Below are 13,313 nucleotides of genomic sequence, written 5' to 3'. Positions count from 1 at the left end.
ACACTATGAACCTGTAGCTCATAGTGGCTTGTGGATAACGGGCGAACATGGCGGGCGAATTCAGCGACATGACCTTGCGGGAATTGCAGGCGCGGCTGCCTGGCCTGCTCGTGTTCCAGAGCGTGGCGCACCACCTCAACTTCGCCCGCGCGGCGGACGAGCTCATGGTCACGCCGACCGCGGTTTCGAAGGCGATCAAGCAACTCGAAGAACAGATGGGCGTGCGCCTGTTCAACCGGAACACGCGCAGCACCGCGCTGACCGAGGCGGGCCAGAAGCTCGCCACCCACCTCGAACCGGCCCTGCGGCAGCTGAAGTACTCGCTCGAATCGGCAACGAGCGATACAGAGCGACCTGCGGGCCTTCTGCGCATCAATACCTCGTTCGTCCCCTATGCCACGCTGATCGAGCCGCACCTGGCCAGCTTCCTCGCCGCCCATCCCGGGATCCGCTTCGAGGTCTCGCTGGACAGCACGATGGTCGACATCGTCGAGAGCGGGTTCGACGCAGGCGTCCGGCTGGGCCACGCCGTGCAGCGGGACATGGTTGCGGTACGCCTGGGGCCGACCCAGTCGCTGGTCGCGGTCGCGTCACCCGGTTATCTCGCCACGCACGGCCGCCCGGCGCACCCGCACGATCTGCTCGGCCACCGCTGCATCCGCCAGCGCTTCGCCAGCCAGACCCGCTTCTTCGAGTGGACATTCCAGGTCGGCGGTAAGCCCGTCACCATCGACGTCGACGGGCAGATGATCGTGGATGAGATGCGCCTCGCGGCGAGGGCCGCGCTCGACGGGATCGGCATCGCCTACGTCTTCCGGCAGTTCGTCGAAGACGACATCGCCTCGGGTGCGCTGGAGGTGCTACTGGAAAAGCACAGCCAGCCCCGCGGCATGTTCCACCTCTATTACCCGAGCACGAGGCAGATGCCCGGGAAGCTGAGGGTGTTCATCGATCACCTGCGCGCGGCGAATGGGGCTGGCGCGGCACCGTAGGCTCACCCGACCGCCGCGTCCTCAGCCGGCCAGCTCCACGCAGAAGTCGACGAACGCGCGCACCTTTGGCGGCGCGTTCCGGCGCGAGGGATAGAACGCGTAGAGCGGAAACGTCTCGTCGGGCCAGTCGGGAAACAATTCGACCAGACGTCCATCCGCGACGGCATCGCGCACGCTGACGGCGAGCAGCTGCGCGATGCCGACGCCAGCGAGGCATACCGCGGTCATCGTGCCGGAATCGTTGACGAGCAACGGCCCGTCGGTCTCCACCGTCACCACCTTGCCGCGTCGGTGGAACTCCCACTCGAAGGGCCGGCGCGTCACCGGGTCGCGAAACTGCAGGCAGCGATGTCGGGCGAGGTCCGTCGGCGTCTTCGGCGTGCCGTGCGCCACGAGATAGGCGGGTGTGGCGACGGTGATCACGCGGGTATCGAGCAGCTTGCGCGCCACCAGCGACGACGTTGGCGGCTCGCCGAAGCGCACGGATACGTCGATGCCTTCGCTGATGAGGTCGCCGAGCTCGTCGCGGGCGACGATCTCGATCTCCAGTTCCGGGTAGCGACGCAGGAAGTCGTCCAGACGTGGCGCGACGACCTGCCACGAAAACATCGGATCGAGACTCACGCGAAGACGCCCCCGCACGGCGTGCGCGTCGCCAGCCGCCGACAAGGCGGCATCCTCCAGGCCGGACAACAGCGGGCCGACCTTCGCATACAGCCGCTCGCCCTCGTCCGTCAGGGTCACCGAGCGCGTCGTCCGATGCAGGAGGCGAACCCCGAGCCGCGTCTCGAGCCTCGACACGGCGCGACTCACACCGGACGGCGACAGACCGAGCGCCTCGGCCGCACGCGCGAAGTTGCCGGTCTCCACCACGGACACCAGCACGGAAAGATTCCCCAGCAAGCGACCGTCGGTGGGCATGCGTTACTCCTGGCTCCGGGTGCGTCCGGTCCGATTAGTGATCGGAAGTCACCAAAGAACTGATCGACCGCCTATTCAGTCATGGCTGGCGCCATCCTATCTTCTTCCTCGTCCCCACGAAAACGAGGAAATCCCATGTACGCCATCACAGGTATCACCGGTCAGGTCGGCGGCGCGCTTGCCGACGCGCTGTTCGCAGCGGGCAAGCCCGTCCGGGCCGTCGTGCGCGACCGCGGTCGCGCGGAAGCTCTCGCCGCGCGAGGCGCCGAGGTTGCCACGGCGGCCATCGACGACGCGGCGTCGCTCGCCCGCGCCTTCGCCGGCGCCGAAGCCGTCTTCATCCTCCTGCCGCCCGAATTCGATCCGGCGCCGGACTTCCTGACCGCGCCCGACCCCGTCATCGCGTCGATCCACGAGGCCATCCTCGCCGCGCGCCCCGATCGGGTGGTGGCGCTGTCGACCATCGGCGCGGACGCGGCCGAGGCGAACCTGCTCTCCCGGCTGGGGCGGATGGAGCGGGTGCTCGCCACGCTTCCGATGCCGGTCACCTTCCTGCGCGCCGGCTGGTTCATCGAAAACGTGCAGTGGGACCTCGCGTCCGCCCGCGAGCGCGGCAGCATCGACAGCTACCTCGCGCCTCTCGACCGGAAGATCGCGATGGTCGCGACGAAGGACATCGGCGGTCTCGCCGCGAAGCTGCTGATGGAGCCGGGCAAGGGCGTGCGTGTCGTCGAACTGGAAGGCCCGGAGCGCGTCAGCCCGAACGACCTCGCGGATGCCCTGTCCCGCTCGCTGGGCAAACCGGTGAAGGCGAACGTGGTGCCGCGGGATACCTGGGAGGCGCGGTTCGTCGCGGAAGGCATGACGAATCCCGAACCGCGCATGCGCATGATCGACGGCTTCAACGAAGGATGGATCGACTTCGGCGCGACGGCGCTGAAGGGCACGACCCGAATCGACGAGGTGATCGCCGGGTTGGTAGAGCGGTCCGCCTGACCGGCGAGGGGAGGTGCGGACGCGGACCGGGCCGTCCATACTCGGTGACGCTGCGCCTCCCCCTCCCCGGACAGGATCGGACATGAAGCCTCTTCGCACAGCCTTCGTCGTGGCATGCCTCGCCGTGCCGGCGCCCTACGCCCGAAGCGCGGACACGCATCCGGCATCCGCGCCGCTCATCGGCACCTGGTCGCTCGATACGTCGCGATTACCCATGCCTCCCGACCAGCGCCCGAAGAGCGTGACGTTCCGGTTCGCCGAGGCGGGCGTCGACAGACTCACGACGCAGGTCGACATCGTCTACGCACCGGGGCAGGAGGTCCACTCCACCTCGACCACGCCGCTCGACGGCACGTACGTCGTGATCGAGAACAGTCCCGAGGCCGATCACGTGGCGCTGCGGAAGCCCACGCCGAACGTCCTCGTCATGGCGCTGCAGAAGGACGGCGTGCTTGTGTCCACGCGCACCTATGCGGTCACGCCGGATGGCAGGAACCTCGTCGAGACCGTGGTCTATCCCGGTAACGACAGGGATCGCGCGATGCGGGCGAATTACTTCACCCGCGCTCGCTGATACCGCGTCCCGCCCCGCGATGCGCGGGGCGGGGGCGATTCTTCAACGAACCGCGTGCTCGAGCGCTTCGTAGTCTTCCTTCGACAGGTGCAGGCTCGCACCCTTCACGTTCTCGCGGAGATGCTCGGCATCGCCGGTACCCGGAATGGGCAGCATCACCTTCGACCGCTGCAGCAGCCACGCGAGTGCGACCTGGCCGTTGCTGGCGCCGTGCTGCTTCGCGATCGTGGAAAGCACCGATCCCTCCCTGGCGAGCTCGCCCGCGGCGAGCGGGAACCAGGGGATGAAGCCGATATCGTGCGCCTCGCAGTAATCCAGGACCGACTCGCTCTGGCGATTGCCGAGGTTGTAGAGGTTCTGGACGGTGACGACCTTGAAGTACTTCTGCGCGGCTTCGATCTGCTCGACCGAAACCTCGGACAGGCCGGCGTGGCGGATGAGGCCTTCCTTCTGCATCTGCTTGATGACGTCGAACTGTTCGTCGGCCGGAACCTTCTCGTCGACGCGGTGGAGCTGCCACAGGTCGATACGCTCGACGCCGAGGCGGCGCAGGCTCATCAGCACGCACTGGCGCAGGTACTCGGGACGGCCCACCGGCGCCCACTTGTCCGGACCGTGGCGGGTCAGGCCGCCCTTGGTGGCGATGACCAGGCCCTTGTACGGGTGCAGCACTTCGCGAATCAGGTCTTCGCTGACGTACGGACCGTAGCTGTCCGCGGTATCGATGAAGTTGATGCCGGTCTCCGGCAGGGCCTTGAGCACCGCCTTCGCTTTCGCGGGATCTTCCGGGTCGCCCCAGATGCCCTTGCCGGTGATGCGCATGGCGCCGAAGCCGAGGCGGTTGACCTCGAGGTCGCCGCCGATCCGGAACGTGCCACTCGCAGAGGCGTTTGCCTGTGTCATGTCGTGTCTCCAGCCGTGTTTGGGTAAGAACGCTCGTTATCGTACGTTCGATCCCGGCTGGCGCGCGTGACGAAAACACGTGTATTTGCGTCGTTTTGCTCCGTTGGAGCGGACCTGGCCGCGACAGCTTTTCGCGAGGAGCATCAGGTCCTGCTGCCCTGACGCGAAGAGCTGTCGCGGCCAGGTCCGCTCCAACGGGGCTACGGTTACCTCGCGAACGCCTTGATCGTGGCTTCGTTGATCGCCTTCACGCGCTTCTCGTCCACCTTCTCGACCTTTCGGTCATACGTGTAGAGGCCGTTGTGCTCGCCTTCCACGTCGGTGATCTGCGTGTACACCGAGCCGGACATCCCGACGCCGGGACCCTTGTCGCGGAGCACCGCGGTGTTGGCGACGTAGCCGTCGTTGAGGGCCGCGACGTCCTTCACCGCGCCATAGGGGTTGATGGCGGTGTTCGGCCACAGATGGCCGTCGACGTTGAGCGTGAGACCGCCGTGCTCGCCATCCATGGAGGCGCGGGTGGCATCCGGCTCCGGCAGGCCCGGGCCCTGGTAGTCGTGGACGTCGATAATGTCGCCGGCGTGCACGTCGCCCTTCGTGTCGCAGCAGTTGTAGCCGCTGCGCGCGTTGACGATGCGGGTGGGATCCAGCTTCTTGATCTGCGCCGCCAGTTCGCCCGCGGCGCCGATGCTCCACTGACCCCAGCCTTCGTTGAACGGGATCCAGCCGATGATCGATGTCTCGCCCTTGAGCTGCTCGACGATGCTGGTCACGTCCTTGCGGAAGCCAGCCTTCGCGGCCTCGGAAAGTTTCTCGTTGTGGCCGTTCGGCAGGGAAGGCATGTCCTGCCACACCATCAGGCCAATGCGATCGGTCCAGTAGTACCAGCGTGCCGGTTCCACCTTGATGTGCTTGCGGATCGTGTTGAAGCCGAAGTCCTTCGTCTTCTGCACGTCGAACTTCAGCGCGGCGTCGGTCGGGGCGGTGTGCAGGCCGTCCGGCCAGTAGCCCTGGTCGAGCGTGGCGAGCAGGAACGTGGGCTTGCCGTTGAGGACGATGCGGTTACGCCCGTCCACCTTCTCGATGGCGATGGTGCGCAGGCCGGCGTAGCTGGTGACCTCGTCGCGCTGCTCGCCCTGGCCGAGCGTGGCCTTGAACGTGTAGAGGAACGGGTCGTCCGGGCTCCAGGTGCGCGGATTCGCGATCGCGATGCGCAGCGGTTTCCCGGCGGGGCCGGTCGCCTCGCCCACGGCCTTGCCGTCGGCATACGCGGTGACGTGCAACGGCGCATCCTTGCCGGCGCCCTGCACGGTCGCGTCGACCATGAACGCATCGAGCGTCTTCGCCGGGGTGAAGCGCAGCTTCGCGAGGCTGACGGCCGGCACCGGCTCGATCCACACCGATTGCCAGATGCCCGAGGCGGCCGTGTAGAAGATGCCTTCCGGCTTCAGGCGCTGCTTGCCGACCATGACGTCCACGCCGTCGACCGGCGCATGCACCGCGACCACGATTTCCTGCTGACCGCCGGGACGCAGCGCGCTCGTGATGTCCGCGCCGAACGAGGTGTAGCCGCCGGTGTGGCGCACGACCTCCTTGCCGTTGACGTACACCGTGGCGTCCTGCGCGACGGCGCCGAAGTTCAGGCGCACGTGCTGGCCCTTCGAAGTGAAGTCCGCGGGCACGTCGACGAGGCGGCGGTAGACCATGTCGTCGGAATGCTTCTGCACACCCGACAGCACCGACTCGATCGGGTAGGGCACGAGCACCTTGTCCTTGAGCGTCTGGCCGAAGGCCGGCTTCGCAGAGCTCGTCGTGGCGGCGAACTCCCACAGACCGTTCAGGCTCATCCAGCGCGGTGACTCGAGTGACGGACGCGCGAGCTGCGGGCGCGGGTACTCGGGCAGGGCGTTGGTGGGAGAAACCTGCGCCGTCCACGGCGTCGCCAGGGGCGGCGTCTTGCCGCTCCACGACGTCGACGCCTGGTCCGCCATGGCCATGGGTGCGAAGCCCAGCGCGAGCGCGATGCACGCGCCGAGGCCACTTGCCTTGATCTTGCTCGTCATCCTCAGTCCTTCTTCACGTTGCCGGCGGCCGACATGGAGGGCGGCGCGTCGTTCGGGTCGGTGCCCCAGGTCTTGCCCGGCGTGGGGCCCATCGTCAGTTCAAGCGTCGCGCCGTTCACGATGTCGGCGTGGCTGAACCACGGTTTCGTCCACGGCTTGCCGTTGAGCGTCGCGGACTGGACGTACATGTTCTTCGCGGAGTTGTTGCGCGCGACGATCTCGAACACCTTGCCGTTGCCGAGGCGCAGGCGTACGTGGTCGAAGATCGGGCTGCCGATGATGTAGTCGGGCGTGGCGGGATCCACCGGGTAGAAGCCCATCGCGGAGAGCACGTACCACGACGAGGTGGAACCCTGGTCGTCCATGCCCGGATAGCCGTAGCCGGTCGCGTCGCTGCCATACATGTCCGCGAGCACGCGGCGCGTCAGTGCCGCGGTCTTCCACGGCTGGCCGCTCCACGCGTAGAGGTACGGCGCCTGCTGGTCCGGCTGGTTGCCCTGCACGAACTGGCCGATCAGACCGGTGCAATCGCGGCAGATGCCCTTGGCGGTGTACGGCGTGGTGAAGAACTGATCGAGCTTCGCGTTGAAGGCGTCGCGCCCGCCGAGCGCATTCATGAGGCCCTGCACGTCGTGAGGCACCAGCCAGAGCGTGGACCAGCCCGAGGCCTCCTTCATCATGAAGTTGTAGTACGGCTCGCCCGGATCGAACGGCGAGATCCATTTGCCGTCTTCCGTGCGGCCGCGAACGAAGCCGACCGACGGATCGAACACGTTGCGCCAGTTCCCCGCGCGGCGCTCGAACATCTCGGCGTCGTCGTTCTTGCCGAGGCGTCGGGCGAAGTCGGCGAGCGCGTGGTCGTCCCACGCGTATTCGAGCGTGGTGGCCGCGCCCGCCTTGCCACCCGCGTACGGCGGGCTCGGATTGTTCGGCGGCACGATATCGGAGATCCAGCCGTTCTTGTCGTACTCGGCGAGGTAGCCACGCGGGCCCTTGGGATCGGTGGCGTTCTTGCGCAGGTACTCGTAGGCCGCGGCATAGTCGAAGTCGATGCCGCGAGTCCACGCGCCGTTGTAGAGGAACACGGCGTGGTCGCCGTGGAACGAGGTGTTCATGTAGCCACGCTCGCGCGCGCGGTCGAGCTCGGAGCGCATGATGTCCTGCACCACCGTGGGCTGCAGCAGCATGAGCAGGGCGATCTGGTTGCGGCCCGTATCCCAGAACGGCACGGGGCCGTAATGGTCGTAGTCGGCGATGCGGTCCTTGCCGTCGGCGTCGATGTAGCCCTCGCCCTTGCGCGCGATCATGCGCGGGCTGGCGAACGAGTGATAGAGCGTGGAATAGAACAGCATGCGTTGCTTCGGCGTGCCGCCGCTCACCTGCACGCGATCGAACAGCTCGGCCCAGCGTGCACGCGCCTTCGCATGCACGCGGTCGAAGTCGGCATCGCTGTCCTGGGCGCGAAGCCGCTGCTCGGCCTCCGCCGCGCTATGCCCGTGCGCGATGCGCACGACCACCTGGTCGCCGGCCTTCGTATCGAAGGTCACATAGGCGCCGGCATAGCCGCCGGACGCCGCGCGGCGATCGGTCTGCACGTCGGTGCGGCCGAGGCCTTCGCCCTTGTTGGTCACGTCGGCGGTGAACGTGCCGAACTGCCGGAAGGGTCGCGAGAACTCGGCCACGAAGTACGGACCATCCGAATCGCGGTCGCGACGGCCTGCCGTCGCCGTGCCACGGATGACGCGGTCGCCGACGACTTCGACGTCGCCGCCCGAGCGACGCAGGTTGAGAACGACATGCGAGCGATGGCTCTCGGGGAAGGTGAACCGCATCAGGCTGGTCCACTGCGTCGCGGTCAGCTCCACCTTCGTATGGAACGTCGCGAGATCGACGGCGTAGTAGCCCGGCGACGCCTTCTCGGTCGCCTTGTCGTACGTCGACGTCATGTAATCGGGTGGCACCGTCCAGTCGCCGACCACGGGCATGACCATGGGCGCGCCGCGCGCGCCGTAGGTCGAACCGCCGCCGGTGAAACCGATCATGGCGGGTCGACGGTAATCGTAGGCGACCGGCACGCCGGTCGCGAAGCCGAGATCGGCGTTGATGTTGACGGGCGCGGCCTCGGTCGCGCTCTCCGGCAGGCTGGCGCCGGGTGTCGTCATGCCGGTGTACAGCGGCTCGCCCTCGGGTGGCGCGTTGCCGATGAGGTCCTGGCGGTCCAGCGGCGCCGTGCCGACGAGCGGGTTGGCGAGGTCCACGTTGGCGGTGGAGGTCGGGGCGGCCTTGCTGGCGGCCGCGTGCCCGGTATCGATGGTGCCCAGCGCAATGATCGCCAGTGCCAAGGCGAGCGGCGCGCGGTGGGGAAGACGCGCGAATGGTGTCATCGGGTTTCCTTCGCTCAAAAAGGAAGCGGGGCCGGGCTCATCGCCCGGCCCCGCTCGTTTTGTCACTTGTCGCTCTCACCACCGAACTTGTAGGTCACACCCACGTAGTACTGGCGTCCCGGATACAGCAGGTTCACCAGACGGGCGCGGGTATCGCCACCCAGGTAGGTGTGCGGCGTGCCCTTGTTGAAGTTGATGATCGACGCCGTGACCATGAAGTGCTTGTTGAATTCATAGTCGCCGTTGAGGTCGATCTGGTGGTACGGCTGCGAGTAGATCGGCAGACCGGCCGCGAGGCCGTTCATGCGGCGGCCCGTCCAGTTGTCGCTGGCGCGGAGCAGCAGGCCGTTCTTTTCGTAGAACAGCGACACGTTCGCGGCGTACTTCGCGCTACCGATCAGCTCCGCCTTGCCCACCTGCGTGTCGCCGAGCGAGACGGCGGTTTCGTTGGTGTGGTTCAGCGTGTAGTTGGCGATGTAGCCGAAGCCGTTGTCCCAGGTGTGCTGCGCGTACACCTCGATGCCCTTCGACGTGCCGGAGCGGCCGTTGGCGTTCGTGCTGTACTGGCGGAAGTTCGTCGCCGTACCGCCGACATCGACATCGATGTTGTTGACGGTGACCGGGACGACGAAGTTCTTCACCTTCTTCTGGAACAGGTCGATACCGACCACGCCGTGCGTCGCGTAGTACCACTCACCGGCCAGGTCGAACTGCGTCGCCGTGAACGGCTTCAGGTCGGCGTTGGCACCCGAGCCGTACCAGCCCGGCAGCGGAGCGCCGAACTGCTTGCGGTCGTTGTAGTACTCCTGCGTGTTGTTGGTCAGCTGACCCAGCTGCGCGAGATCGGTGTAGTTCGCGCGGGCGAGGGCCTGCGAACCGGCCGCACGCAGCACGAAGTCGTCGGCGATGGTCCAGGCGATGTTGAAGCTCGGCAGGAACTTGTTGTAGCGCTTGTTCGTCGTCGAGTTGGTGAAGCCTTCCACCACCGCGATTTCGCGCGGCAGGTACTGGAAGTCGCCCGGAGCGCAAGGACCGCCACCCGCGTTCACGCCCGAAGCCGGGCAGATCAGGATGTTGCCGCCGGCGTCGTGGTAGTACGTCGCGTTGTTGGTGGTGACCTGGTTGGCGACCGTGAGGTCCTGCTTCGTGGTGACGAAGCGCACGCCGACGTTACCGCGGATGGTGCCGGTGTCGAAGTTGGCCTGCACGTAAGCCGCGGCCACCTTCTCGCCGATCGACGACTTGTTCTGCGGCTTGTTGTAGATGACGCGGTCGTAGGTCGAATTGAGGTGGTTGTAGTAGGCCGGGAAGTTGATCGCCGGGAAGATGTCGTCGCCGTACGCGTGGTTCACGCCGTCGAGGTAGTTCGGCAGCAGGAAGCCCGGGGGCAGCTGGCCGGCGTTTGGATCGCAGGTCTGGAACTGCAGCGTGGTGCCCTTGCAGTACCAGCGCACTTCGTTGCTCTGCTGCTCGGCGTTGGCGTCGGTGTACTTGCCGCCGAACTGGATCGACTGCAGCCAGCTGGAGTCGAGCGACCAGGTGAAGTCGGCCTGCGCGAAGTTCTGCGAGTTCGTGGTGTTCACCATGTTCGAACCGGTCGAACCGAGGTCGACCTGGCCCGCGCCGGCGAGCATGTTCTGCAGCACGTCCGGTGCGGCGCTGATGCCCGGCTTGCCGCTGAGGTCCCACGAGGCGCCGTTGCTGCCGTTCACCCACGCGCCGTTGACGAAGTTACGCGGCTTGGCGGCCATGCCCAGCTCGACCGACGGACCACCGCTGGCCCAGGTGCGGCCGACGTTGAAGCTGCCGCTCAGGGCGCCGCCGGTGTCCCATTCGCCTTCGATGTTGACGGTCTGCGACTTGGCCTTCTCGATCGAGTAGTTGCCGTTGAGCCACGGAATTTCCGTGTTGCAGACGTCGACGGCCTGGCGGGTGGCACCCGTGACCGGGTTCACCGTCGAATTACAGCCCACGCCGGCCGGCGGCAGCACGTAGTTCGCGCCGGTGACGATGGTGCCGGACTTGTCGAACGTCAGGCCGTTCGGAGCGAGCAGGCGGCCGTTCTGGTCGGCGAAGTTCGTGTTGTTCGGCAGGCCCCACTCGGGAATCTCGAGCGTGTTGGTGATCTGCTTCTGGGTGCGCTCGAAGCGGAAGTAGTTACCGGTCAACAGCAGGTGGTCGCTCGGCTTGAACTGCATCGTCGCCTGAGCACCCTTGGTCTTGAGGTTCAGGTCGTTGCGGCTGGTGGCGAACTGCTGCGGCATCCAGAAGCCGTTGGAGATGTTGCCGGCCTGGTCGACGACGCCGTTGCCCCAGAGGTCGATGTTGTTGTCGACCGCGGCGCCATACGGCTTGCCGTGCACGTTCACCGGCGGCTGCGTGCAGGTCGTGTGGTCACGGCAATCGTCGGACCACCAGTGCCAGCTGGTCGCGTCCGCGGAGTACGTGGTGGCCTGGCGCTTCTGGTACGCGCCGGCGACGAGGACGCCGAACGTCTCGTCCTTGTTCTTCCACGACCACAGCGCGGAGCCCTGCGGTTCCGTCTTGGCGCTGGTATCGGAGCTCGCGGCCGTGCCGGTCACGAAGCCCTCGTTGACGCCCATCTCGAGCGGACGACGCGTGCGCAGGTCGACGTTGCCGCCGATGCCGCCCTCGTCCAGACGCGCCTCGAGGCTCTTGTAGAGCTTGATGTCCGAGAACATGTTGGCGGGGAACAGCGTGTAGTTGAACGAACGCGTCAGGCCGGCCGAGGTGTCGGCCGAGGCGACGTAGTTGCCGTTCAACTGGGTGTACGTGAGTTCCGGCGCGAGGCCGCGGATGCTGACGGTCTTGCCTTCGCCGGATTCGCGGCTGATGACCACGCCCGGGACGTGCGCCAGCGCGTCCGCGATGTTCTTCGCCGGGAACTGCGCGATGTTCTGCGCGTTGATCACTTCGACGATGGAATTCGCGTCACGCTTCTCGATGACGCTCTGTTCGACCGACTGGCGATAGCTGGTGACCACGACGGTGTCGAGGTTCGTCGGACCGACCTTCTTCTTGTCGGCCTCCTTGTCCTTCTCGTCCTGCGGCGTGGCGGCACCGGCGGGCGCCTGGGCCTGCGCGGGTGCGACGGCGGCGGCCGTGGCGGGCGCGGCGGTCTGCGCGAACGCGGACGCGGGCACTCCCATGTAACCGACAAGCGACAGGGTAGCCGCGGCGAGCGCGGCAGACAGCGGCTTGCGCTTGAGCATGTGTTGGTACGTCATTTCTTTTTATTTCCCTCGAAGAAGCGCCCTGGTGTTTCCGGCGCGTTGGTCCCCCGCTACATCACAGCTGCAGATGCCCGTTCTATGGCTCCACAAACCCTCCTGACCTCAATTGGATCGATCCAAAATGACGGGTGCCGACGGACCCCGTTTCCATCGGCACGGTGCTTTCAACGGAATGTCGGGTGGTCGCGCTCCTCGCGCGGGAGGGCATCGTCGAGGTGGCGGGCAACGGCCTTCGTCGGCGCCGGCATCGCTCGGGCACCCGTGGCTCGTTTCATGAAATGGTCGGCACGATGTGTCTGCATGTCCCGCTTCCCATACCCCTCGCGAATCCGGCGGAAAGCAGGCAGCCTTCGGCCGACGCTCCACGCGCCTGCCCTGACGGCTCTGGCTCACCCCGATTTAAATCTCGCAGATCCGGCGCTTCCGCGACGTGACCTGATTCACTTTGACTTGGATCGATCTAAGTCCCCGGTGCGAATTAAGACCTCGAAGTCGCAGGCTGTCACGCTGCGCTGCAAAAACTTTCCGGGCCGATCGATCAGCGGCGTGGAACTTTGCGCGATGGCCGTCACAAAACGCGCATCGATCGCGGCTTTGGATCAAGAGGTCGAGGCGGATGCGGGGTAGGTTCCGTCGTCCCCGCGCGCGAAAAAACGAAGGTTGCCCATGAAGTCGGTCAGGTTGATCCACGCCGTCATGCTCGCCACATGGCTTCCGTCCCTGGCGGCGGCAGCCGACGCGAAGCCGAAAGCGGAGACGGTGCTGAAGAGCGAAAGCAGCTGGACCGGTGCGCCATACACCGCGTATCCGAAGGGCCGGCCCGAGCTGACCGTGCTGCGGATCGTCATCCCGGCGAACTCCGCGTTGCCCTGGCACACGCATGTGGTGCCGAACGCGGCCTATGTGATCTCGGGCCACCTGACCGTGGAGGAGAAGGCCACGGGCAGGAAGAAGGTGATCCGAGCGGGAGAGGCCTTGCCCGAATCGGTAGGCGTCGTGCACCGAGGCGTGACCGACGACGAGGAGGTCGTGCTCGTCGTCATGTACGCGGGCACGAAGGACACACCGCTCTCGGTGCCGCTCGCCGAAGACAAACCCGAGTTCGCCACACCGCCGTAGGAGCGGCCCTGGCCGCGACAGCTGTTCGCGTCAATGGTGAAGCTGGCGCGCCAGGTTGGGGACCGGGTCGAGAAGCCGTCGCGGCCGGGTCCGCTCCCACAGCGCGT

Annotated in this window: 9 protein-coding genes; 4 read left to right on the top strand and 5 right to left on the bottom strand. The window is 66.5% G+C overall.

All coding sequences use genetic code 11. The features are described 5' to 3' along the window. The first annotated feature begins 47 nt into the window (after positions 1–47). The gene (locus tag BMY69_RS00925; RefSeq protein WP_218143103.1) at positions 48–992 is read left to right on the top strand and encodes a LysR family transcriptional regulator; all 945 of its coding nucleotides are present in this window, start codon (positions 48–50) and stop codon (positions 990–992) included. A 21-nt stretch (positions 993–1,013) separates the two neighbouring features. Here BMY69_RS00925 and BMY69_RS00920 read toward each other — a convergent pair whose 3' ends face one another. Next, the gene (locus BMY69_RS00920) at positions 1,014–1,913 is read right to left on the bottom strand and encodes a LysR family transcriptional regulator (protein WP_090058128.1); all 900 of its coding nucleotides are present in this window, start codon (positions 1,911–1,913) and stop codon (positions 1,014–1,016) included. Positions 1,914–2,048: 135 nt separating this feature from the next. Here BMY69_RS00920 and BMY69_RS00915 point away from each other — a divergent pair, with 135 nt between their 5' ends. Together BMY69_RS00915 and BMY69_RS00910 are read left to right on the top strand one after the other, a co-directional pair. Continuing rightward, positions 2,049–2,909, top strand: coding sequence for an NmrA family NAD(P)-binding protein (locus BMY69_RS00915; protein WP_090175006.1), 861 nt, complete (start codon positions 2,049–2,051; stop codon positions 2,907–2,909). A gap of 82 nt (positions 2,910–2,991) precedes the next feature. Further along, positions 2,992–3,483: a hypothetical protein gene (locus BMY69_RS00910; RefSeq protein WP_090175005.1), complete on the top strand. Its 492-nt coding sequence runs from the start codon at positions 2,992–2,994 to the stop codon at positions 3,481–3,483. Between the two features lie 42 nt (positions 3,484–3,525). Here the strand turns inward: BMY69_RS00910 and BMY69_RS00905 are convergent, their stop codons facing one another. The 4 genes from BMY69_RS00905 to BMY69_RS00890 all read right to left on the bottom strand — a co-directional run bounded on the left by BMY69_RS00905 (position 3,526) and on the right by BMY69_RS00890 (position 12,081). After that, positions 3,526–4,386: an aldo/keto reductase gene (locus BMY69_RS00905; RefSeq protein ID WP_090175004.1), complete on the bottom strand. Its 861-nt coding sequence runs from the start codon at positions 4,384–4,386 to the stop codon at positions 3,526–3,528. Positions 4,387–4,592: 206 nt separating this feature from the next. Then, on the bottom strand, positions 4,593–6,449 hold the full coding sequence (locus BMY69_RS00900; RefSeq protein WP_090175003.1) for a glycoside hydrolase family 2 protein: 1,857 nt from the start codon (positions 6,447–6,449) through the stop codon (positions 4,593–4,595). Between the two features lie 2 nt (positions 6,450–6,451). Further along, entirely contained in the window at positions 6,452–8,833 is a 2,382-nt protein-coding gene (locus BMY69_RS00895; protein ID WP_090175002.1) for a GH92 family glycosyl hydrolase, read from the bottom strand. A 62-nt stretch (positions 8,834–8,895) separates the two neighbouring features. Continuing rightward, positions 8,896–12,081, bottom strand: a complete 3,186-nt coding sequence (locus BMY69_RS00890) for a TonB-dependent receptor (RefSeq protein WP_090175001.1) — start codon at positions 12,079–12,081, stop codon at positions 8,896–8,898. 672 nt (positions 12,082–12,753) lie between these two features. Here BMY69_RS00890 and BMY69_RS00885 point away from each other — a divergent pair. Further along, complete coding sequence (locus BMY69_RS00885) at positions 12,754–13,206, top strand: cupin domain-containing protein (RefSeq protein WP_255364428.1); 453 nt, start codon at positions 12,754–12,756, stop codon at positions 13,204–13,206. The last annotated feature ends 107 nt before the right edge of the window (positions 13,207–13,313 follow it).

It is taken from the genome of Luteibacter sp. UNC138MFCol5.1 (assembly GCF_900110505.1).
In the GTDB taxonomy this organism is placed as follows: Bacteria; Pseudomonadota; Gammaproteobacteria; order Xanthomonadales; family Rhodanobacteraceae; genus Luteibacter.
This window is presented reverse-complemented; position numbering and strand designations above follow the sequence as displayed.

Coding starts and splice junctions, on each gene's coding strand:
- BMY69_RS00925 (WP_218143103.1), top strand. CDS start 48: ATGGCGGGCGAATTCAGCGACATGACCTTGCGGGAATTGCAGGCGCGG.
- BMY69_RS00920 (WP_090058128.1), bottom strand. CDS start 1,913: ATGCCCACCGACGGTCGCTTGCTGGGGAATCTTTCCGTGCTGGTGTCC.
- BMY69_RS00915 (WP_090175006.1), top strand. CDS start 2,049: ATGTACGCCATCACAGGTATCACCGGTCAGGTCGGCGGCGCGCTTGCC.
- BMY69_RS00910 (WP_090175005.1), top strand. CDS start 2,992: ATGAAGCCTCTTCGCACAGCCTTCGTCGTGGCATGCCTCGCCGTGCCG.
- BMY69_RS00905 (WP_090175004.1), bottom strand. CDS start 4,386: ATGACACAGGCAAACGCCTCTGCGAGTGGCACGTTCCGGATCGGCGGC.
- BMY69_RS00900 (WP_090175003.1), bottom strand. CDS start 6,449: ATGACGAGCAAGATCAAGGCAAGTGGCCTCGGCGCGTGCATCGCGCTC.
- BMY69_RS00895 (WP_090175002.1), bottom strand. CDS start 8,833: ATGACACCATTCGCGCGTCTTCCCCACCGCGCGCCGCTCGCCTTGGCA.
- BMY69_RS00890 (WP_090175001.1), bottom strand. CDS start 12,081: ATGACGTACCAACACATGCTCAAGCGCAAGCCGCTGTCTGCCGCGCTC.
- BMY69_RS00885 (WP_255364428.1), top strand. CDS start 12,754: ATGAAGTCGGTCAGGTTGATCCACGCCGTCATGCTCGCCACATGGCTT.